Raw genomic sequence first — 21824 nt, forward strand, 5'->3', positions numbered from 1 at the left:
CAAAAAAAGTTTCATCATTTTAAAAATGATGAAACTTTTTTCTTTTTACTTTTATAAATATGGTTAAAACCTATTTTTTTATTGTTTTCATAGTTACTTTAGATATCATTTCTTGCCCACTTACATTCATCGACATATTTATATTTGAATTTACAGGAATCCCAGAAGCTCCATCAATTTGCATATCTCCAGTTATTTTACCAGTAGCTATTCCTGAAATTTCGCCAGAAATATCTAAAATTACATCATTTTCAGAAATCGTTTTTACAGTATAAACAAAGTCCATTTTCATGCCTTTTTCTTCTTTAGTCATTGACCAATTGTCACCAACTTTCACTGCCTCTTTTGGGTAAACTACATTGCTAGATTGTTTTGCAATATCTTCCATTCCCATAACATTTGGCTCAATTTTTATCTCTAAAATTTCACCTAAATTATTTCCTTTTGCATACATTAAAGCGTCTAACATTGGTTGCATTTGTGTTTTCATTTGCTTTCCTCCAGCATCCAAATCTTCCTCACTTTTAGTAGAATCGAAACTTATAGCATTACCTCCTTGCAACATATCCATTGTCATTTTGGTAAATTTCATTTCACTATCATACGTATCTTCATATACTTCTGTAATTTTCAAATTTATAGTAATACCCATTCCCATAGACATTACAGCTCCCATATCTTGAGACATGTTCATAGTAACATCGTAAGTAGCACCTTTTTCATAATTTAAACGAAGTAAAGCCGTTTCTTGAGCCAAAGAAATGTTTGCAGAAACAACGAACAATAAAAGAATTAATTTTTTCATTTTTTAAAATTGTAGTTTAATATTATTTTTTTGCGCGAATATACTTTATTTTTAAATAGTTTTTTAAGTTGATAAAAAAATATCAAAAAAACAACATTTCTGATTGTTGAGTTCCCTAAATAAAAAGTAACTTTAACCTTTAAAAATGAATCAGTTACTCAATATCATTTTTAAAAACATCCTTAAACCTATAAGTTTGAAATGAATTTAAAAACATACTATTATGAAAACATTTAAAACAATCTCATTAAACAAGTCGAAATTTACTTGCATCGCTTTTTGCGTATCATTTTTCTTTTTTACAGCTACTTTACAAGCACAAGAAATAGAAATTTCAGGAACTGTAAAAGGTAAAACTTATGATAAAACAACATTATTAGATGGTGTAAATATTCTTTTAAAAGGAACAAGAACTGGAACCACGACTAATAAAAAAGGAGAATTCACATTCCCGAAAAAATTAAAAGTTGGCGATATTTTAGTATTTTCTTATTTGGGTTTAGCAAAACAAAATATAAAAATTAAAGAAAATTCTTCGGTTTTAAACATCACATTAGTAGAAGATGATAGTCAGATTTTTGGGGCTTTAAATAGCAATAAACGTTATTCCTCTAAAAAATCTAAAAACAAATAAAAATATGCAAAAAACTCTTTTTGTATGTATTTTCTTTGTCAATATTTGTTTTGCGCAAAAAGCTGATTTTAACAACATCAATTTCTCAAAAGCAGATGGTATTGCAAAATCGTATCGAAGCAAAAACTTACTAAATCTAAATGAAATCACTTTTAATATTACCAAAGATTTAGAGACTGATGTAGAAAAATTACGTTCTATTTATGTTTGGATTTGTAATAATATTGCTAATGATTTTGGTTTATACACAAAAAATAAGCGAAAAAGAAAACGTTTTCAAGAAGATTCCATTCGTTTGCACGAATGGAATTCTGAATTTAAAACACTATTGTTTAAAAGATTACTCAAAAGAAAGAAAACCATTTGTACTGGATACGCATATTTACTCAAAGAAATGTGCACTATTGTTGGTATTGAAGCCAAAATTGTAAATGGTTTTGGCAGAACTAGTACTGTTGATTTCACCACACTTACAGAAGCAAATCATTCTTGGAATCTAGTTAAAATTAACGAAAAATGGTATTTGTGCGACCCAACTTGGGCAACAGGAATCTCTTTTCCTGAAGAAGGTAAATTCTATTTTCAGTTTAATGAAGGTTATTTTTTAACAGCACCTCAACTATTTTTTAAAAATCATTTTCCGATTGAAAAAGAGTTTTCTTTGTTAAAAGATAAAACCCCTACTCTACAAGAATTTATAGAAATGCCACTTTTATATGGAGAAGCTTATAATTTTTTAGAAACGCATCTATATCCAACTAAAATGCATCAAGAAATCAAACAAAATGTTTTTTTTACATTTGAATATCAACTAAAAAAAGAGATTAAAGTTGATGATTTAAAACTCGTTATTTCATCTGGAAGCAATGAAAGAACTGTACAACCTGAAATTAATTTACAGGATAAAAAATTGGCAATAACGTATCAATTTAAAAATAGAGGTTTTTATGATGTGCATTTATATCATCAACAAAAAATAATTGCAACCTATACTTTTGAGATTTCAAGATGATGTTTGTCAAATTAAAATTTCATAAAAATAAATACTAAAATTTGAAAAAGTTGTTTTTTTCCACAAAAGCACTCCTAGAATTTATAAATAAAGAGTAATTTTATAGCTCCAAAAAATAAATATATGAAGTGGAGAAGCAATCGTAAAAGTAGTAATGTAGATGATAGAAGAGGAATGTCTTCTGGAAGATCTGGAGGTGGACTAAGTCCAATGTTAATTGGCTTATTATTGAAATTAGTTACATCTAAAAAAGGGCTAATTATTGTTGCTGTAGTTTTAGGACTCATGTATTTTACAGGTTTTAATCCACTACAGTTTATTTCTGGAGGTGCAACAAATCAAATTCAAAACACAAATTATAAAGGCTCTGCATCAGAAAATGAATTGGTAACATTTAGCAATCGTGTTTTAGTTAGTACAGAAGATGTTTGGAACAAAATAATTCCGAACTATAAAGAACCGACTTTGGTACTTTTTAGAAATTCGGTTTCTTCTGCTTGTGGTTCTGCATCAAGTGCAACTGGTCCATTTTATTGTCCTGGAGATCAAAAATTATATATCGATTTAAGCTTTTTTGAAGAAATGGCAACCAGGTTAAATGCACCTGGAGATTTTGCACAAGCCTATGTAATTGCACATGAAGTTGGGCATCACATTCAGAAATTGATGGGCACAACAGATAAAATGCAACAACTTCGAGGTCAAGTAAGTCAAAAAGAATACAATAGTTATTCTGTAAAATTAGAATTACAAGCCGATTTTTTAGCAGGTGTTTGGGCACATCATGCTCAAAACATGGATTTAATTTTAGAGAAAGGAGATTTACAAGAAGCCTTAGATGCTGCTTTTGCAATTGGCGATGATCGTTTGCAAAAACAATCTTCAGGAACTGTGGTGCCAGATTCTTTTACACATGGTACTTCTGCTCAAAGAATGCGTTGGTTTAAAAAAGGTTTTGAAACTGGTGACATTAATCAAGGAGATACTTTTAACACAAATTCCTTATAAATTTTTATTTTTTATTGATGATTAAAATTGTAAAAACGACTGTTAAAGATGCGTTTCTTTTATCGAAATTAAGTGTTGAAACTTTTTTACCAGCTCATGGACATGCAGCCAGTAAAGAAATAATATACAATTATATTGCCAATAATTTTAATGAAGAAAACTTTGTAAAAGAACTTTCTAATCCTAATTATCAGTATCATTTAATCTACTATAAAAATGAAATTGCTGGTTTTTCTAAAGTTATTTTTAATACTGAAAATGAAAATTTAGAACATAAAAACGTTACTAAAATGGAGCGTTTGTACCTAAAAAAAGAGTTTTACAATCTTAAATTAGGGAAAGAACTAATGGACTTTAATATTAAGTTGTGCAAAGAAAATAAGCAATCTGGAGTTTGGTTATATGTTTGGGTAGAAAACCATAAAGCCATTAATTTTTACAAAAAAGTTGGTTTTACACAAGCAGCAACTTATAATTTTCCACTTACAAAAACTGAAACCCGACCAAATTATGTATTGTACTTAGAATTCTGATTCCGTTAAAATTTTATGTTTTTGCGTTAATGCTTTAAAGAATGTAGCTTTACTTTTGATGCTCAATCAACGCAAAAATAAATGAAAAAAACGGCTTTAATTACAGGTGCAAGTAATGGTTTAGGAAAGGAGTTTGCAAAAATTCATGCTAAAAAAGGTGGAGATTTAGTAATTGTTGCCAGAAGCAAAGAGAAATTAGTAGCTTTAAAAGAGGAACTAGAAAAAGAATATGGAGTTCATGTTAGTGTTATTGAAAAAGATTTAACAGAACCAAATGCAGCACTTGAAGTTTATAATTTTGTGAAATTTAGTAAAATTGAAGTCGATTATTTAATTAACAATGCTGGTTTTGGTGGAATTGGTAAATTTCATGAAAGACCTTGGGATAAAGATTTATCCATGATTCAACTAAATATTATTGCTTTAACAGATTTAACTCGTAAATTTTTACCAGATTTTGTTGAAAAAAATAGTGGTAAGGTTTTAAATATCTCATCTACTGCAAGTTTAATGGCTGGCCCAATGCAAGCTGTGTATTTTGCTACAAAAGCTTACGTAACTTCTTTTAGCAATGCAATTGCAGAAGAATTACATGATACAAATGTTACTGTAACTGCTTTAATGCCAGGTGCTACAAAAACCGATTTTGGCAAAACATCTGGAATGGATAAAACTGATATGTTTAAAAGTACAGCAGATCCTAAAAAGGTTGCAGAAGATGGTTATAATGCTATGATTAATGGCGATTTAGAAATTATTTCTGGAGTTTCTTTCGCTCAGAAAATAATGATGAAAGCAATTCCTGTAACACCAAAGAGTATCCTTTTAAAACAAATAAGAAAAATGCAAGAACCAAATAATAGTTAGAACGTTTTTTGAGAACTTGTAGAAAACCTCTTTGCAATTGCAAAGAGGTTTTTGTTTTTAGTTTATTTTGTAAAAAAAAACTCAACTTTTTGAAACATTTATTTCAAAGAGTTGAGCTTTTTTATTTTAAATCAATTTTTACAATCTTGCTAGTAATTCTGCTTTCTTGTTTTCAAAATCTTCCACAGAAATAAATTCTTTGTTTTTTAAGTTTGCTAACTTTTCAATTTTAGCAAAAATATCTTCCTCCAAATTGCTGTTAGAAAATTCTTGCTTCTTTTCTTGAACAATTACATCAGGCTGATTTTGATTATTATTTTGGATATTATTGTTCTGATTATTATTAATCTGTTCTGGTTGCTGTTTCGGTTTATTTTCGCCTCCAGAAACAATTGGTAAAGAACTTAAATCTACAGTTCCATATTGGCTCGAAAAATTCACGGAATAATTTCCTCCTTGTTGTTGTCCAACCCCACCAATTTGATGATCTAAGGTATCAAACACAATTACTTTTCCATGTTGCTGAATTGCCAAACGATGTATGTTTGAGAAAATAGCATAACTTGTATCATTCTGACTTCCAGTAGAATTTGGGAAACCTAAATCTCCCCACCAATTTCCAGCAGAATTATTATTAAAACCTCCTTGACTTTGGCTTTGTTGGCTATAATTTTGGTTGTTTTTTTGTCGATTATTATGATTTTGAACTTTAGGTAAAGGTTTGTATTGAATGCCTCCTTGATGAATTAAGTTTGAAATTTCTATACACAAACCATCTACTGTATATTTTAATTGATTGTTAAACATATCACCAACCATCGTCATTCCTCCTTGCATCCATTGACCTCCACCACCTAATTCAGCAATGTTAAATTGTGCCATGGTTCCATTACTCCTTATTAAAGTGTGCGTTAAATCTGTAACTGCACCAATACTAATGTTATAACGATTCGCTATGTTATTCATATTTTGAAAACTAGCATCTGTGAATATTGCATTCATAATTTATTCTTATTTAATAAAAATGTTTGTTTTACATTTTCGCGACAAAGGTAGTCTTAAAGAATACAATTAAGTTTCTTTTTCAAATTAGTTTTTAGGTAATTTATGTTAAAAATAAAGATTTAACATTTTGAAATTGTGCAACTTAAAAACGTTTATCAATAATTAAAATAAACGAAAAAATCTAGAGCTTTAAAAGTAAAAAACTCTAGATTTTTAATTCAAACTAAAAAAGTTTTATAAGTTGTTTTTAATTATCTATACTCTGGGTTTTCAAAACCCCAATGTGTTCCATCATCCCATTCTTCTCTTGAGTTTCCATAATTATCATAGCCATTATTTTCTTTTAGCATTTTTGCTAGGTGCAATAAATTGTATGTCATAAATGTGGTATTTCTGTTTGTAAAATCTGAATCGAAACCAACTGGAGGATTTATTTTTTTATCCTTAAACTCAGTATCTCCATAACTTGGTCCTGGACCTACTCTACCAATCCAACCACAATCTGCTTGAGGTGGAATTGAATAACCAACATGTTGCATTGCATACAAAATACCCATTGCACAATGTTTTATTCCATCTTCATTACCAGTAACTAAACAACCACCAACTTTTCCGTAAAATATATATTGACCTTTCTTATTTGTTTTGCCACTCATTGCATACAAACGCTCAATTAATTTTTGAGCTTCAGAAGATTTTTCTCCCAACCAAATTGGCGTTCCAATAATTAAAACGTCTGCAGCCATTACTTTTTTAAATATTTCTGGCCAACTATCTTTCTCAAAACCATGTTCTGTCATATCTGGATAAATACCAACTGCAACATCTTCATCTATAAGTCTTATGGTTTCAAAAGCAACATTTTCTTTTTCTAAAATTCTTTGAGAAACTTTCATTAATGTTTCTGTATGACTTTCTTGAGGAGATTTTTTCAAGGTACAATTGATGTATAATACTGATAGGTTGGAAAATTTCATAAAGTGTAGAATTTTAAATTAGATAAAAACTTTCAAAAAAAGAATTTAATTATTTTTCTGAAGTAGTAAAATTAACTTAAAAATAAGAAGACTTTGAACTGTAATCAGTTTAATTAGAACTGCTTTGCACTTTATTGCTTATCATTTTTATAATTAATATTGAAAACAATTAAAGTTATAACTTTTTAGCTATCAAACAAATAGAATGTTTCTTTTAATTAAAAGATTTCATTATAATGTTAAAAACCCTGTTTTATAAAAACATTACAAATTTCAAGTAGGTAAAGAATTACCTATTCTTAGGTATAAACACAAAGTACTGATTACCATATATTTGAAAATAACTTAAAACTTAAATTATGAAAAAAAGAAAAATTTTATTTTTTGCTCTATTTACATTTTTAACAATTACAATGTTTAGTTGTGAAGAACTTTTTGGACTTGAAGAAGAAGAGGAAGCAGTTGTAGAAACTGTTGCTTGTGGCGATTATAATCGACCAAATAATATTGATAATCAATATGACTATCAATGCCAAGCTGCATACGTTTACAAGTGTAATGGGCAAACTGAAGCTTTAGCCAGCCAGTGTGCATATTATAAACAATTACAACAAGATCTTAATCTGCCAGATTGTGATTATTGTGATTAAAAAAAAGCCTCCAAATTGGAGGCTTATATATTTACACTAATTTCTTAGCGTTTGTTACTTTTTGCTTTGTGAGCGCAATTTCAATAACTTGTTTCATGTCTGAAACATAATGGAAAGTTAAGCCTTTTAAATAGCTTTCTTTAATTTCAAGAATATCTTTTCTGTTGTCTTCACACAAAATAATTTCTTTGATGTTTGCTCTTTTAGCTGCAAGAATTTTTTCTTTAATTCCACCAACTGGCAACACTTTTCCACGTAAGGTAATTTCACCAGTCATTGCTAACTTGTTTTTCACTTTACGTTGCGTATAAGAAGAAACTAACGAAGTTAACATGGTAATACCTGCACTTGGTCCATCTTTTGGAGTTGCACCTTCAGGAACGTGAATATGTACATTATATTTCTCTAAAACTTCTGGCTTTATACCAAATTCTTCTGCGTTCGATTTGATGTATTGTAAGGCAATTGTTGCAGATTCTTTCATAACAGTTCCTAAATTACCTGTTATGGAAAGTGTTCCTTTTCCTTTCGATAAAATAGATTCTATAAATAAAATATCGCCACCAACTCTTGTCCAAGCCAAACCTGTAACAACACCAGCAACATCATTATTTTCGAATTTATCTCTGTTTCTTGGTGTTCCTAAAATTGCTTCAATTTTTTCTGATGATAATGAAATATCATATTCTTCTTCTAAAGCAATACTTTTAGCTGCAAAACGAACCACTTTTGCGACTTGTTTTTCTAAACCACGAACTCCAGACTCACGTGTATATCCTTCTACAATTTGCTCAATTTGTTTTTTACCTAACTTTAAATCTTTGGTAGTTAAACCATGTTCTTTTAATTGTTTTGGTAATAAATGTCTTTTTGCAATTTCTGTTTTTTCTTCGATAGTATAGCCAGTTACATTAATAATTTCCATTCTATCTCTTAAAGCCCAAGGAATTTGCCCTAAATTATTGGCTGTAGCAATAAAAAGTACTTTCGATAAATCGTACCCAACTTCTAAATAATTATCGTAAAAAGCTTCATTTTGTTCAGGATCTAAAACTTCTAACATTGCAGAAGATGGATCTCCTTGATGACTTTGTCCTAATTTATCGATTTCATCTAAAACAAATACAGGATTTGATGTTCCTGCTTTTTTAAGATTTTGGATTAACCTTCCTGGCATTGCACCAATATAGGTTTTTCTGTGTCCTCTAATTTCTGCTTCATCTCTTAAACCACCTAAAGACATACGTACATATTTACGTCCTAAAGCTTCTGCAACCGATTTTCCTAAAGAAGTTTTACCAACTCCTGGAGGTCCATATAAACAGATTATTGGCGATTTCATATCGTTTCTCAACTTTAAAACTGCCAAATGTTCTATGATTCTTTCTTTAACTTTTTCTAAACCAAAATGATCTCTGTCTAAAACTTTGGTTGCATGTTTTAAATCGAATTTATCTTTAGAAAAAATTCCCCAAGGCAATTCTAACATCAACTCTAAATAACTTCTTTGCACACCATAATCTGCAGCTTGTGGATTCATTCTTTTTAAGCGATTTAACTCTTTTTCAAAAGTTTCACCAACTTCTTTCGTCCACTTTTTTGATTTGGCTTTTTTACGCATTTCTTCCAATTCTTGATCGTTAGAAACACCACCCAATTCTTCTTGTATGGTTTTTAATTGTTGATTTAAATAATATTCACGTTGTTGTTGATCTAAATCTTCGCGAGTTTTAGACTGAATATCATTCTTCAACTTTAATTTTTGAAGCTCTTTATTTAAATTTTTCAGCGTTAATAATGCTCGTTCTTTTAGACTGTCTTTTTCTAAAATTACTTGTTTTTGCATTACTGATAAATCCATATTAGAAGCAATAAAATTGACCAAAAAAGAATTTGATTGGATATTTTTTATCGCAAAAGAAGCTTCACTTGGTAACATCGGGTTTTCCTTAATTACAGCTAAAGCTTGTTCTTTTATAGCATCGATAATTGCTTCAAATTCTTTTTCATCTTCAATTTGCTTGTCTTCTACAGCTTCTTTTACAGTTGCTTTTAAATACGGTTCATCTTGAATTATTTCCTCAATTTCAAAACGTTTTTTACCTTGAATGATGACTGTTGTGTTACCATCAGGCATTTTTAAAACACGTAGAATTTGTGCTACAACTCCTGTAGTATTGATGTCTTTTAAAGTAGGATCTTCCTCATCTTCATTACGTTGTGCAACTACTCCAATTATTTTATTACCTTTATTAGCATCTTTAATTAATTGAATCGATTTATCTCTACCAGCTGTAATTGGTATTACAACTCCTGGAAATAAAACAGTATTTCTTAAAGGTAAAATTGGTAATATTTTTGGAACGCTTTCTTTATTGATGATCTCTTCATCTTCTGGCGTCATTAAAGGAATTAATTCTGAATCTTCATTCATCATTTCCTGAAAAGACAAATTGTCTAAATTTATAACTTTTGTTTTGCTCATGTGCTGTATATCTGTCATTCTGACATTGATTTTCTTTGAATTGAAAAACGACATCGTTCTTATCTTTATATATTATTGATAATAAACTACTTAAAACACAAATAGGTATTATCTTTTACTAATAAGTCAATTGTTATGCCAAAGGAAAATTTAACTAGAGTTCTTATTTAAAAGTTTATTTTTATAGCCTCAATTCAAATAGCAATTATGATATCACATTTTGGTGAATTAAAGAAAAAAGAGGAATCGAATCAAAATCATAAAAACTCTTTAAGAAGAAAATTAAAAAAAATAAAAGAAAGCTATATTGGTTATGGTAATAAATTTGAAAAAAAATATAACTTTCCAAAAATGTCAGAAAATGAATTAAAATCTTTCGAATTAAAATGGAAAAGAAAAAAAGAAATTGAAAAAAGAAAAACAATGCTAATAATTTTAATTGCTATCATAACAGGAATAGCAATAGCAATTTATTTACGTTTCTTTTTCTAATTTATTTCCACAAAACTGTCACAACTTAAAAACAGTTTTGTCTTTAGTATAGAAGTTTAATTTGGAAGCAAATCAACCACATATAACCAACCTATTAAAACGCTGTAAATCTTCGGATAAAAACGCGCAGTTAGAAATTTATAACGGCTATTACAAAGCCATGTATAATGCTGCTCATCGTATTTTAAAAGATAGTTTTGAAGCTGAAGATATAATGCAAGAAGCTTTTTTAACGGCTTTTACAAAACTGCATACATATAAAGGTGAAGTTGCTTTTGGAGCTTGGTTAAAACGTATTGTAATTAATAAAAGCTTAACGCAATTAAAGAAAAACAATCGCTATCAAGAAGTAAAAATGGATGTAATTCCTACAGATGAAATTGAAAATGAAGCAATAGATTACAAAGGTTTAAATCCGCAAAATGTTTTAAAAACTTTACAAAATTTAAAAGATAATTATAGAATTGTGTTAACCTTAAATTTAATTGAAGGTTTTGATTATGAAGAAATAGCGCAAATATTAAATTACACAAATGAAAATGTGAGAACCACAATTTCTAGAGCAAAGAAAAAATTAAAGCAAGTAATCCTTGCAGAAAATATAAGTATACAAGAATATGGAAGATAAATTCGACAACTTCTTTTCTGAAAATGATTTCGATTTTCAAGAACCACATGCTGGTCATAAAAATCGTTTTGAGCGTAAATTAAATCAATCTAAAAAAACGACTAAAGTTTCTTGGAAATGGCTGTCAGTTGCAGCTTCTGTTTTTTTAGTACTTGGATTTTGGTTGGGAAATACACATCAGAAAAAACAATTAAAATTAGCTGATACAACTCCTAAAATTGAGAAGGTTCAAGATTTTTTTGTGGCAACTATCAATAAAAAATTAAGAAAAGTTGAAGGCAATAGAAGCTTGGAAACAGAAATGATTATTGAACGAGCTTTAAATGAATTAGAAGATTTAGAAGAGAGTTATATTGTTTCGCTAACTGAATTAAATGTTGAAGGTGAACAATCAAAAACATTATTAATGATGATTAAAAATTACCAGCAACGTTTAGTAATTTTAGAAAATTTATTAAAACAAATAGAACAAATTAAAAATCCTTCATTTTTAGACAAGGATGCATTTATCTAACAAATATCAATTAAATAAAAATAACTATTATGATTAAAAAAACTACCCTTCTTATACTTTTTATAACTGCAAGTTTCTCTACAAATGCACAAAACTGGTGGGGAAATAGTAAAAAAATAAAAGGAAATGGAAACGTTGTTACTGTAAAAAGAACAACTTCTGATTATGATGGAATTGCTGTTGGTGGCTCTTTTGATGTTATTTTGATTAAAGGAAAAGAAGGCGCAATTAGCATTGAAGGTGAAGAAAATATAATTCCTTACATAGAAACTGAAGTGAATGGAAATACCTTACAAATAAGGTATCAGAAAAACACAAATATCAGTACAAGTAAAAGATTAACAATTACGGTTACGTACAATGATCTGGAAAAAATATCGATAGGTGGTTCTGGAAACATTTCAAGTGAAGGTGTTATAAAAAGCAACGATTTATCGATTTCTTTAGGAGGTTCTGGAAACATTACTTTAGATGTAGATGCAGACGATTTAAGCGTAAATATTGGTGGTTCTGGAAACGTAAAATTAACAGGAAGATCTGATGATTTATCTTGCGCTATTGCTGGTTCTGGAAGCATAAAAGCTTATGACTTAACTACAGATACTTTAAACGCTTCAATTGCTGGTTCTGGAAGTATTAAAATTACAGTTTCAACAAAAATTAAAGCAAAAGTTGTAGGTTCTGGAAGTGTTTATTACAAAGGAAACCCAAGTAATGTTGATGCAAAATCTGTTGGTTCTGGAGAAGTTGTCGATAAGAATTAATAAAAGCCTAAAAGCCCATCTAAATCTTCCCAAAGGGAAGACTTGGAAATGTGAACGATGCTTTTAGTTGGTTTCCATATAAAACTTAAAAAGCCTAAAATGAATTTTCATTTTAGGCTTTTTAAGTTTCTTTTTTTCTTGGCTCTTGGCTCTTGTATCTTTTTTCTTTTTTCCTGTTTCCTGTTTCCTGTTTCTAAAAAAAAAATCTAATAGTTTCTATATTGAGCTGTTTCGTTAAAAACGTGTTCTAAAATTCGTTGATCAACTTCGCCAAAAACCATATTTTTACGATTCATAACAACAGTGGCTACTTCGTACACTTTATTTGTTTTGTATTCTGTAAAACCAGCAGCTCCTCCCCAACTAAAAGAAGGGATAAAATTTCTTGGAAATCCACTTCCATAAATATTAGCAGAAACACCAACAACTGTTCCTGTATTAAACATGGTGTTTATACCACATTTTGAATGATCTCCCATCATTAATCCACAGAATTGTAAACCTGTTTTTGCAAATCTACCAGTTTCATAATTCCATAACTTTACTTCTGCGTAATTATTTTTTAAATTTGAATTGTTAGTATCTGCACCTAAATTACACCATTCACCTAAAACTGAATTTCCTAAATAACCATCATGACCTTTGCTAGAATAGCCGAACAAAACTGAATTATTAATTTCTCCTCCAACTTTGCAAAAAGGTCCTAAAGTAGTTCCTCCAAATATTTTTGTTCCTAATTTTACAACTGCATCATTACACATAGCAAAAGGTCCTCTTATTGCTGAATTTTCCATAACAACAGCATTTTCACCAATATAAATTGGGCCTTCAGAGGCATTTAAAGTTGCGAAAGTAATTTCTGCACCTTCTTCAATAAAAATATTTTCTTTATTAATATATCTAGTTCCTTCAGGAATTGGTTGTGAAGTTCTGTCTTTTGTAAGCAACTCAAAATCTTGCTGAATCGCTTCATAATTGAACGAAAAAATATCCCAAGTATTTTTTATTTGGATAATCTCTTCATCAAACTCAATGTGTGTATAATCATCAAAATTTACTTCTTCTTGAGAGTCTGATGTAAAAAAAGCAATTACATCATCACCTTTAAAAATAGCTTCGTTTTTAGATAAATTCTTAACTTTTTTAACCAAACTTTTTGTTGGGCAAAAAGAGGCATTTATCAAAATATTTTCTTCCAATTCAACCATTGGATATTTTTCCTCTAAATATTCTTCTGTAACTGTTGTAGTTGTTAAATTTAAATATTTTTCCCATTTTTCTCTAATCGTTAAAATACCAATTCTAATATCTGCAACAGGTCTTGTATAGGTAAAAGGTAATAACGATTTTCTAACATCGCCATCAAATAAAATATAATTCATTTTTAAAAAATTTTATAGCGCTACAAATCTACTTTAATTAATGTTAAAAAAAAACTGATTGTAAAATACAATGCGCTTTAAGTTATTCGTTCCGAATATTTTACTTTTAAATAAAATTCCAATTCCTTTTTATTATTAAAAAATAGTTGAACAATAAGATTCAAAAAAAACAAAATAGGCTCTAAACAATAAAACTCTTATAATAAAAAATACTTTTATCTGATAAATAGTACATTTTGACTTATAAAAATATTTTCAGTAAAAAAGATTTGTATTTTTGATTTATGAAAAAAATTATTGGTGTTTTATTAAGTACTGTAGTTATAATTACAATTCTTTACTACCTTTTTATATATTTTGTAACGTATAGTACAGGTGTTAGATCTGGAGAATTGATAAAAATAAGCAGAAAAGGCGTTATCGTAAAAACTTGGGAAGGAGAAATTAGCCAAGGAATTTCTGGAGCACAAATTTTTACTTTTTCTGTAGAAGACAAGAATGAACAAGTCATTGAAAATTTGCAAAAATATCAAGGTAGCTATGTAAAACTCACTTATAAAGAACGTTATAAAACCTTCTTTTGGTTGGGTGATACAAAATATTTTATTACAAAAGTAACACAAGAAAACTCACCACATTTTAGAAGTAAAAACGAAAAAAATGATTAAAGATTTTAAACAAATTAGCGAATCTCAAGTTAGCATTACACAGCTAATGTTACCTTCACATTCTAATTTTAGTGGTAAAATTCATGGAGGACATATTTTAAATTTGATGGATCAAATTGCGTTTGCTTGCGCTTCCAAACATTCAGGAAATTATTGTGTAACTGCGTCTGTAAATAAAGTCGATTTTTTAAACCCGATTGAAGTTGGTGAATTACTTACCTTAAAAGCTTCTATTAATTTTACTGGACGAACCTCTATGGTTGTAGGTTTGCGAGTAGAATCTGAAAACATAAGAACTGGTACTAAAAAGCATTGTAATTCATCTTATTTTACAATGGTTGCCAAAGATGAAAATGGAAAAAGCACAGCAATTCCTGGAATTATTTTAACAACAAAACAAGAAATAAGACGTTTTGCAAGAAGTATTACTAGACAGCAAGAAGGTAAAAATAGAACATCTCGTTTTCATAGTAAAACGTTTAAAGTTGATGATTATTTGCATCTTTTTGAGACAAGCAATTCTAAAATCGACTTAAAAGAAAACTAAAATTATTTTTTTGGTTGATGAATTCTCAGCCACTTTAAAAAACTTATACATTTATTTTTGGACGAACTCATAGATATTTTAACTCCTGAAGGAAAATTTACAGGAAAAACCGCTCTAAAATCGGAAGCTCATAAAAATGGTTGGTTTCATGCAACTGTGCATATTTGGCTTTTTACTTCGGATAAAAAAATATTGCTTCAAAAAAGAGCACTGTCTAAAAAAGTATTTCCTGGTTTGTGGGATATTTCTGTTGCAGGACATATTGGAGCTGGAGAAGAAATTTTAACATCAGCAAAAAGAGAAGTTTTTGAAGAAATTGGTTTGGAATTAAATGAAAAGGACCTCATCAAAATCGGAACAAGAATTCATCAAGTTTCTCACAAAAACGGAATTCAGGATAACGAACATCATCATGTTTTTATTGCTGAATTAAAAATTTCTTTATCAGAATTAACTATTCAAACAGAAGAAGTTGATGACATTCAATTATTCGATCTAGAGATTCTTAAAAATACAGAGAAACATGAAAACGTTTTACTTTCTAGGTTTCATGAATATTATGTTTCAGTTTATAATAAAATTTATCAAAAAGTAAATAAATAATGAAAAATACAATTGCAGAACGCGTTTACGATTTTCTAAAAGATTTCCCTCCATTTAATTTATTGAGCAGTAAAAAATTACTTCAAATTGCTAGCGAAGTAAAAATTATTTATTTAGAAAAAGGAAAACCTGTATTTAATGAAAATGATGATTTACATGAAGATTTTTATGTTGTTAGAAATGGTTCTATTGGTCTTTACAAAAGTAATGACCTTAACACAACACTAATAGATATTTGTGATGCAGGAGATATTTTTGGGCTAAGACCACTTATCAGTAAAGAAAATTATGCGCTAAATTCTGTTGCTAATGAAGAGGCAATTATTTATGGAATTCCGATTGAAGTTTTTGAAGCGGTTTCAGAAAAAAGCACAAAAATCAACAAATACTTAATTACTTCTTTTGCTTCAAAATCTTTTGATCCTTATACAATTGAAGAAAGTAGCAATGTTTTTACAGATTATATTGAAAAAAATAATTTATCCGAAGAAAATTTACAAACGGCAAATTACACAAAAAATCCACTAACTTGTAATGCTGAAACTTCTTTAAAAGATGCTGCAATAACGATGAGCCATCGTAAAATTGGTTGTATTGTAGTGGTTGATAACAACGATTTTCCTATCGGAATTATTACCAACAGCGATATTAAAAATAAAATTGCTACAGGTTTATTTCCTATTGAAACTTCTGTTGTAAACATCATGTCATCACCAGTAATTACACAGCCAAGAAACATTACAATAATGGAAACCCAACTACAAATGATAAAACATAGAGTTGGCCATTTGTGTATTACAAAAGACGGAACAAGTAATTCTAAACTTGTTGGTATTTTAACGCATCATGATGTTTTGGTTTCTTTTGGTAACAATCCAACAGTAATTTTAAAAGAAATAAAAAAGGCAAAAAGAACAAGAGAAATTAGAAAAGCAAGAAATAAAGCAAACACTTTATTAAGATTATATTTAGAGCAAAACATTCCATTATCACATATATTAAAAATTATTTCTGAAATAAATGATGCTGTAACCATGAAAGTTTTAGAACTTTCTATTAACAAAATGGAATCAGAACCACCAGTAAAATTTTCTTGGTTAGCAATAGGAAGTCAAGGTAGAAAAGAACAATTACTATATACAGATCAAGATAATGCACTCATTTTTGAAGATGTTGATGCAGATAAGTACGATGAAACCAAACAGTATTTTATAAAATTAGCACAACATGTTACTAAATCTTTACATAAAATTGGTTACGAATATTGCCCAGCAGAAATGATGGCAAGCAATCCAAATTGGTGTAAATCTTTAACTGAATGGAAAGAACAATTTAATGATTGGATTTTAAATCCTGATGAAAAAGCAATTTTATTATCTTCAATTTTCTTTGACTTTAATGTTATTTATGGTGATGTAGAAATGGCTAAAAAATTGTCAAAAAGTATTTTTGAAACTGTAAACAAAACCTCACTTTTCTTTTTATTTTTAGGAAGAGATGCTGTAAAAAGCCCTTCTCCATTAGGTTTTTTTAAACAGTTTTTATTAGAAAACAATGGTGAACACAAAGACTTTTTTAATATAAAAAATAGAGCTTTAATGCCTCTAATTGATGCTGCTCGTTTGTTAATTTTATCAAAGAATATTTTTGAAATTAACAACACTTCTTTGCGTTATGAAAAATTAGCTGAATTAGAACCCAATAACAAAGAACTCTATCATTCATGCGCTTATGCTTTTAAGGCATTGCTAAAATTTAAAACAAAGCAAGGTATTTTACATAATGATTCTGGAAAATTCATAGAATTAGAAACGCTAACAAAAGAAGAAAAACTAAAATTAAAACGCTGTTTTAAACCCATAAGAGAAATTCAAGAATTATTATTTATACGATTTAACTTAAAAATGTAATTTAAAATGACGTTTAATTGGTTTCAAAAAAAAGTTGATAAAAATAACTATCCAGATTTTTGGAAAGAGTATGAATCTAACTTTTTAAATACAGAAAAATTAAAACTTGATAAAGTACGTTTTGTTGTTTTTGATACAGAAACTACTGGTTTTAGCAAAAAAAATGATCGAATTTTATCTATTGGCGCCATTTCTTTAACTGGTAATATTATTAGAGTAAATGATAGTTTTGAGATCTATGTAGAACAAGAAATTTTTACACCAGAAACTGTTAAAATTCATGGAATTTTAAAAAAAGGCGATATTGAAAAATTTGATGAAATTGAAGCTATCAAACAATTTTTAAAATATATAAAAAATGCTGTTCTAGTAGCACATCATGTTGGTTTTGATGTTGGTATGATGAATCAAATGCTAGAAAGACACAATTTACCAAAACTTAAAAACACAGCTTTAGATACAGGAGAATTACACAAAAAATCTAAACACGAAGTGTATCAAAATAATTTAAAACAGTACACTTTAGATGAATTGTGTGATGAGCTAAATATTTCAAAAAGTGATAGACACACTGCAAGTGGTGATGCGTTAATTACAGCAGTAGCTTTTTTAAAGATACTTTCTAGACTCAACAAAAAGAACGGTTTAGAATTAAAAGATTTAATAAAATAAATAATAACTTTTTAGTTAGTTTTTTATTTGAATTTCATCTCTCGTGATTGTATTTTTATAATCGTACACATTTTTAACACGCTCTTCTGTATTTGCAGTTTCTAACCAATTAGACCACACCATAAACCAAGACCATTTTGGTTGTACTTCTAAAATATTCGTTTTTGGTAGTTGACCAACTTCACCTAAAGCAATAGGTTTGCCATCTGCTAATTTTAATAATTGTTCATATTCGTTTTGTTCATAATCATAATGATAAACATCGGTTGCAAGAATATCTACATAATCGTGTCCTGGATAAAAAAGTTCATAATCAAAACCTTCATCTTTAGGAATATCTCTTGGTGCATTTGCATTCCAAACCCAAATTAAATTATTCAATTTATGATGATTTGTAAAACGATCAAACAACATTTTCCAAAGTTTGGTAAATCCTTGTTCACCTCTTTTATTTCCCCACCAAAACCAAACACCATTCATTTCGTGATATGGTCTCCAAAGTACTGGAATATTAGCATCTTGCAATTCTTTTAAGGAAGAAGCTACATGATCTACTTGTGCTAACCACCGTTTATGAATATCTGTACCTGGTGTAATTAAATCTTGCCATTCTTTGTCCGTTATTTTATTTTGAACACTTTCTTTCCACCCAAAAGGGGCATCATCAGTTGGTCTACCCACATGCCACATCAATGTAACTATAGCACCTTGCTTGTGCATTTTTTTTGCAGCTTCAACAACTCTTTTTCCTGGGTCTTCTCCACTACTCCAATAAAAATCTGTGCCCCAAACTGCTGGAAATTTTCCTGTAATACTTTCTACTTTATTATAATAACGCTGGCTTTCTCCATTATAACTATGTTGTCCTGATAAAATATTATCACCTAAAGTATTAATATAATTGAATAAAGCCTTTGCTTCTTCATTTGCATTTTTATTTACTAACGGATTTTGACTACAACCTGTAGTCATAAAAAATATACTGCTTATTACTGTTAAAAATAGTTTCTTCATTAGTTTTTATCTTTTAATAATTTATTTGCTGCTAAAATTAAATGCATATAATCTGTTGTTCCTCCCCCTAAAACATATTCAGTTTGCTGCCATAAAAAAGGCCATTCTAATAACTCAGGGAAATCTGGACGAATTAAAGCTGTACCAGAACCAATACCTCCTGGAATATGTGAATGTTCTCCTCTTGTTGTTCCATAAGCTTGCATTAATGAACGTGAACCTACACCCGATGCAAATGACGATGTGTTTACTCCTGGATGAACACCTAAAACAAAATTCATAGCATTTAGCATATAAGTATCTGGAAATATATCTGGAAAACAAGTATGTAAATAATACTGCTGTACACCAAAACTTTGTATCCCCCAACCTGCTCCCCAAATATTGGGTTTATATGGCATACCATAAGGTGTTTCTTTTCCTAATTTTACAACTTCTTTTAAATACTCTTTTACTGATTTTCTTATTTTTTCTTTAAAATTATCATTTGCTACTAAGTCTAAAACTGGGCCAACTATCCAACCTGTTCTATCTATGCCTTTTTCAATATCATCTGTATTTTCTATTAAAAATTCTGCAAATTTTTTATCCTTAGTTGTTTTTAATAGCTCAACAGCTAAACTAAGTTTTGCTACTGGAAATTTTGGTTTTGTAATCTCCCAAATTTCTTTTGCAATAGTTAAACAGTCGTCTGCTAAAGCATCATTATAGCCTCTTAAACTTCTTGAAGCTGCTGCTAAATCTGCTGCTGCATTTAATTCTCTCATAGGATTTTTCTCTGTAAATACCCAACGATCATCAGGTGCGCCTTTTAATCCTTTTTCTATGGCTAAAGTATCAACATCAGATGCATTTATTTCTTTTGAATAAATATCGCCATCACTATGATTAACAGCATCACCTAACAAAATATACTGTCTTTTATGTGGTACAATAATTCCTCTATAAAATCGTCCTAAAGATTTATATCCACCAACAACAGATAATGCTCCATGTTCAATTTGTTGTAGAATATCTGGTACACCATCAGGTTGTAACATTTCAACTGTTTTTGTTTGTTGATTTATTGTTGTGTTATCATATTTAACATCAAACAATTCATAAATATGAGACAAGCCACCAACTGTTGAAGCTTGTGATTCTACACGTAAATCATAATCACCTGCATCATGCCAACCTCCAACATTAATTCCTGGAACATGCTCTCCAGATTTGTATTTGGTTAAAGTTTCTTCACCTTGTATATATCCATCAAAATGATTGTGATTTGTTGGCGCCATTCTTGCATCATCTAAATGACAACGTCCATGCCATACTTTATATCGATCATTTACACGCATATGGCACATTTGTACTGGTAAAAAATATTCTAATGTTGGCTGCCAAACATGACGATCGTAAACATTTTCTGCAATTTGAAAAGCGTGCGTAACTTCATTATTATATTTCACTACATACATCCCTGATTCTGTAATCTTAGAAAAATCAAATTGATAGTAGCGATATCTTAAAAAATCTCCCCAAAGTGTTGATTTTTCTTTTAAGACTTCAGTAAATCCGCCTTTTTCATTTACTTTTAATAGAGATACTTCTTTACTAGAAACATCATTTTTATCAGTTTCAATTACTGCTATTTTAGGTTGATTTGTTTGATAACCAACTTGAGATACCTGAACTACAGATTTATAAGTATATTCTTTTACAACATTTGGTGTAATAATCCATTCTATTGCATTTTTTGTTGCTCCTGCTGACACTAACGATCGCACTACAAACCAACCATTACTATGTTTTGCTCTTCCATCAATCAATTGCAAGTCATTTCCTTTTAGATTTTTGATGCTTAAAGTCTGCTTATTATCTTCAGGTGAAATAACTAATTCTTTACCAACCGCCATTGGTTTTAACTGAAATTCTTTATCCGAATCATAAAAACCTGGGCCATTTGCTTGACGCGTAAATATTCCGAATTTGTTATCCATATAATAAGACTTCCCAAAAAGATATCCAGGAAATAATTCTATATTCATACCTACTTTACCAACCCATTCTGCTGGAATTGGCTCTTCTAAATCTACTGTAACTTTAAATGATTCTCCTTCTGCAGTAACTTTTAAGGTATATTTCATATCCAAATTTGGATAAAAAATCGGGTTAAAACCTTTACCGTTTTTTCCATCATCTGGATACTGCATTTTTACACTAATTGTTTGTGAATCTAAATCCACTAATCGTTTACCAACTTTAGGAACAGGTTGCCATTGACCTGGTGTTGGTTCTAAACGTAAATCTCCATTTGTGGCAACTCGAATTCCGTTTTGAATTAATCCAACTCCACCTTGATGACTTTCAGGATAAAAATCGTGTGCCAACATCACATTAGCTCCACGCATTTCTAAATATTCTAAATTATTAATTTTAAAAATATGTGTTGAATCCTTTTTATTTTCAACTTGAGCATTAATTATGCTGAAACAAAAAAATGATAATAAGTAGAAATATGGCTTTATACTTTTAATTGATTTCATGTTACTAAGTTAAATATTAACAAATACTTGATATGGTATTATTTTGTTATTTTATAGTACTATATTTTACTTATACGTCAATTTTGAAGATATTATTCTATCTTTAAATATCAAACCAATAATATC

Annotated in this window: 22 protein-coding genes; 15 read left to right on the top strand and 7 right to left on the bottom strand. The window is 29.3% G+C overall.

From position 1 onward, the window contains the following. Positions 1 to 70 precede the first annotated feature (70 nt). Entirely contained in the window at positions 71 to 805 is a 735-nt protein-coding gene (locus tag LPB03_RS05710; RefSeq protein WP_083187073.1) for a DUF6263 family protein, read from the bottom strand. A gap of 223 nt (positions 806 to 1028) precedes the next feature. Between LPB03_RS05710 and LPB03_RS05715 the strand changes: the two genes are divergently transcribed. From LPB03_RS05715 to LPB03_RS05735, 5 genes are all read left to right on the top strand, one after another. Beyond that, positions 1029 to 1439: a carboxypeptidase-like regulatory domain-containing protein gene (locus tag LPB03_RS05715; protein ID WP_065318851.1), complete on the top strand. Its 411-nt coding sequence runs from the start codon at positions 1029 to 1031 to the stop codon at positions 1437 to 1439. Between the two features lie 4 nt (positions 1440 to 1443). Continuing rightward, a complete protein-coding gene (locus LPB03_RS05720; protein ID WP_065318850.1) occupies positions 1444 to 2451 on the top strand; it encodes a transglutaminase domain-containing protein in 1008 nt (335 codons plus the stop codon). A 123-nt stretch (positions 2452 to 2574) separates the two neighbouring features. Continuing rightward, entirely contained in the window at positions 2575 to 3459 is an 885-nt protein-coding gene (gene ypfJ, locus LPB03_RS05725; protein ID WP_065318849.1) for a KPN_02809 family neutral zinc metallopeptidase, read from the top strand. A gap of 17 nt (positions 3460 to 3476) precedes the next feature. Next, entirely contained in the window at positions 3477 to 3992 is a 516-nt protein-coding gene (locus LPB03_RS05730) for a GNAT family N-acetyltransferase (protein ID WP_065318848.1), read from the top strand. Positions 3993 to 4073: 81 nt separating this feature from the next. After that, entirely contained in the window at positions 4074 to 4859 is a 786-nt protein-coding gene (locus tag LPB03_RS05735) for an SDR family NAD(P)-dependent oxidoreductase (protein WP_065318847.1), read from the top strand. A 138-nt stretch (positions 4860 to 4997) separates the two neighbouring features. Here LPB03_RS05735 and LPB03_RS05740 read toward each other — a convergent pair whose 3' ends face one another. Both LPB03_RS05740 and LPB03_RS05745 read right to left on the bottom strand, forming a co-directional pair. Further along, on the bottom strand, positions 4998 to 5861 hold the full coding sequence (locus LPB03_RS05740; RefSeq protein ID WP_065318846.1) for an SHOCT domain-containing protein: 864 nt from the start codon (positions 5859 to 5861) through the stop codon (positions 4998 to 5000). Positions 5862 to 6115: 254 nt separating this feature from the next. Beyond that, on the bottom strand, positions 6116 to 6841 hold the full coding sequence (locus tag LPB03_RS05745) for a flavodoxin family protein (RefSeq protein ID WP_065318845.1): 726 nt from the start codon (positions 6839 to 6841) through the stop codon (positions 6116 to 6118). A 359-nt stretch (positions 6842 to 7200) separates the two neighbouring features. Here LPB03_RS05745 and LPB03_RS05750 point away from each other — a divergent pair, with 359 nt between their 5' ends. Next, complete coding sequence (locus LPB03_RS05750) at positions 7201 to 7491, top strand: hypothetical protein (protein ID WP_065318844.1); 291 nt, start codon at positions 7201 to 7203, stop codon at positions 7489 to 7491. A gap of 31 nt (positions 7492 to 7522) precedes the next feature. Here the strand turns inward: LPB03_RS05750 and lon are convergent, their stop codons facing one another. Next, complete coding sequence (gene lon / locus LPB03_RS05755; RefSeq protein ID WP_083187070.1) at positions 7523 to 9994, bottom strand: endopeptidase La; 2472 nt, start codon at positions 9992 to 9994, stop codon at positions 7523 to 7525. Positions 9995 to 10183: 189 nt separating this feature from the next. Here lon and LPB03_RS05760 point away from each other — a divergent pair, with 189 nt between their 5' ends. The 4 genes from LPB03_RS05760 to LPB03_RS05775 all read left to right on the top strand — a co-directional run bounded on the left by LPB03_RS05760 (position 10184) and on the right by LPB03_RS05775 (position 12374). Further along, on the top strand, positions 10184 to 10468 hold the full coding sequence (locus LPB03_RS05760; RefSeq protein ID WP_065318843.1) for a hypothetical protein: 285 nt from the start codon (positions 10184 to 10186) through the stop codon (positions 10466 to 10468). 61 nt (positions 10469 to 10529) lie between these two features. After that, complete coding sequence (locus LPB03_RS05765; protein ID WP_065318842.1) at positions 10530 to 11096, top strand: RNA polymerase sigma factor; 567 nt, start codon at positions 10530 to 10532, stop codon at positions 11094 to 11096. Further along, on the top strand, positions 11086 to 11610 hold the full coding sequence (locus tag LPB03_RS05770; RefSeq protein WP_065318841.1) for a hypothetical protein: 525 nt from the start codon (positions 11086 to 11088) through the stop codon (positions 11608 to 11610). The genes LPB03_RS05765 and LPB03_RS05770 overlap by 11 nt, the downstream gene beginning before the upstream one ends. Positions 11611 to 11639: 29 nt before the next feature. Further along, on the top strand, positions 11640 to 12374 hold the full coding sequence (locus LPB03_RS05775; RefSeq protein WP_083187067.1) for a head GIN domain-containing protein: 735 nt from the start codon (positions 11640 to 11642) through the stop codon (positions 12372 to 12374). Positions 12375 to 12580: 206 nt separating this feature from the next. On the opposite strand, the gene LPB03_RS05780 is transcribed toward LPB03_RS05775, so the two are convergent. Beyond that, entirely contained in the window at positions 12581 to 13756 is a 1176-nt protein-coding gene (locus LPB03_RS05780; RefSeq protein ID WP_065318840.1) for a GlmU family protein, read from the bottom strand. Between the two features lie 284 nt (positions 13757 to 14040). Here LPB03_RS05780 and LPB03_RS05785 point away from each other — a divergent pair, with 284 nt between their 5' ends. The 5 genes from LPB03_RS05785 to LPB03_RS05805 are packed head-to-tail and all read left to right on the top strand — an operon-like array spanning position 14041 to position 18156. Beyond that, positions 14041 to 14424, top strand: a complete 384-nt coding sequence (locus tag LPB03_RS05785; RefSeq protein WP_065318839.1) for a DUF8785 domain-containing protein — start codon at positions 14041 to 14043, stop codon at positions 14422 to 14424. Continuing rightward, positions 14417 to 14971: an acyl-CoA thioesterase gene (locus tag LPB03_RS05790; RefSeq protein ID WP_065318838.1), complete on the top strand. Its 555-nt coding sequence runs from the start codon at positions 14417 to 14419 to the stop codon at positions 14969 to 14971. Before LPB03_RS05785 ends, LPB03_RS05790 begins: the two co-directional genes overlap by 8 nt. A gap of 57 nt (positions 14972 to 15028) precedes the next feature. Then, positions 15029 to 15574 carry an NUDIX hydrolase gene (locus LPB03_RS05795; protein ID WP_065318837.1) on the top strand — a complete coding sequence of 182 codons (546 nt, stop codon included), beginning with the start codon at positions 15029 to 15031 and terminating at the stop codon, positions 15572 to 15574. Further along, a complete protein-coding gene (locus LPB03_RS05800) occupies positions 15574 to 17484 on the top strand; it encodes a DUF294 nucleotidyltransferase-like domain-containing protein (RefSeq protein WP_065318836.1) in 1911 nt (636 codons plus the stop codon). Before LPB03_RS05795 ends, LPB03_RS05800 begins: the two co-directional genes overlap by 1 nt. A gap of 6 nt (positions 17485 to 17490) precedes the next feature. Continuing rightward, positions 17491 to 18156, top strand: coding sequence for a 3'-5' exonuclease (locus LPB03_RS05805; protein WP_065318835.1), 666 nt, complete (start codon positions 17491 to 17493; stop codon positions 18154 to 18156). A gap of 15 nt (positions 18157 to 18171) precedes the next feature. Here LPB03_RS05805 and LPB03_RS05810 read toward each other — a convergent pair whose 3' ends face one another. Both LPB03_RS05810 and LPB03_RS05815 read right to left on the bottom strand, forming a co-directional pair. Beyond that, positions 18172 to 19170 carry a glycosyl hydrolase gene (locus LPB03_RS05810; RefSeq protein ID WP_083187064.1) on the bottom strand — a complete coding sequence of 333 codons (999 nt, stop codon included), beginning with the start codon at positions 19168 to 19170 and terminating at the stop codon, positions 18172 to 18174. Further along, positions 19170 to 21698 (bottom strand): glycoside hydrolase family 9 protein, encoded by a 2529-nt coding sequence (locus LPB03_RS05815; protein ID WP_065318833.1) that lies wholly within the window; start codon positions 21696 to 21698, stop codon positions 19170 to 19172. Before LPB03_RS05815 ends, LPB03_RS05810 begins: the two co-directional genes overlap by 1 nt. Between the last annotated feature and the right edge of the window lie 126 nt (positions 21699 to 21824).

Source organism: Polaribacter vadi, from assembly GCF_001761365.1.
GTDB lineage: Bacteria > Bacteroidota > Bacteroidia > Flavobacteriales > Flavobacteriaceae > Polaribacter > Polaribacter vadi.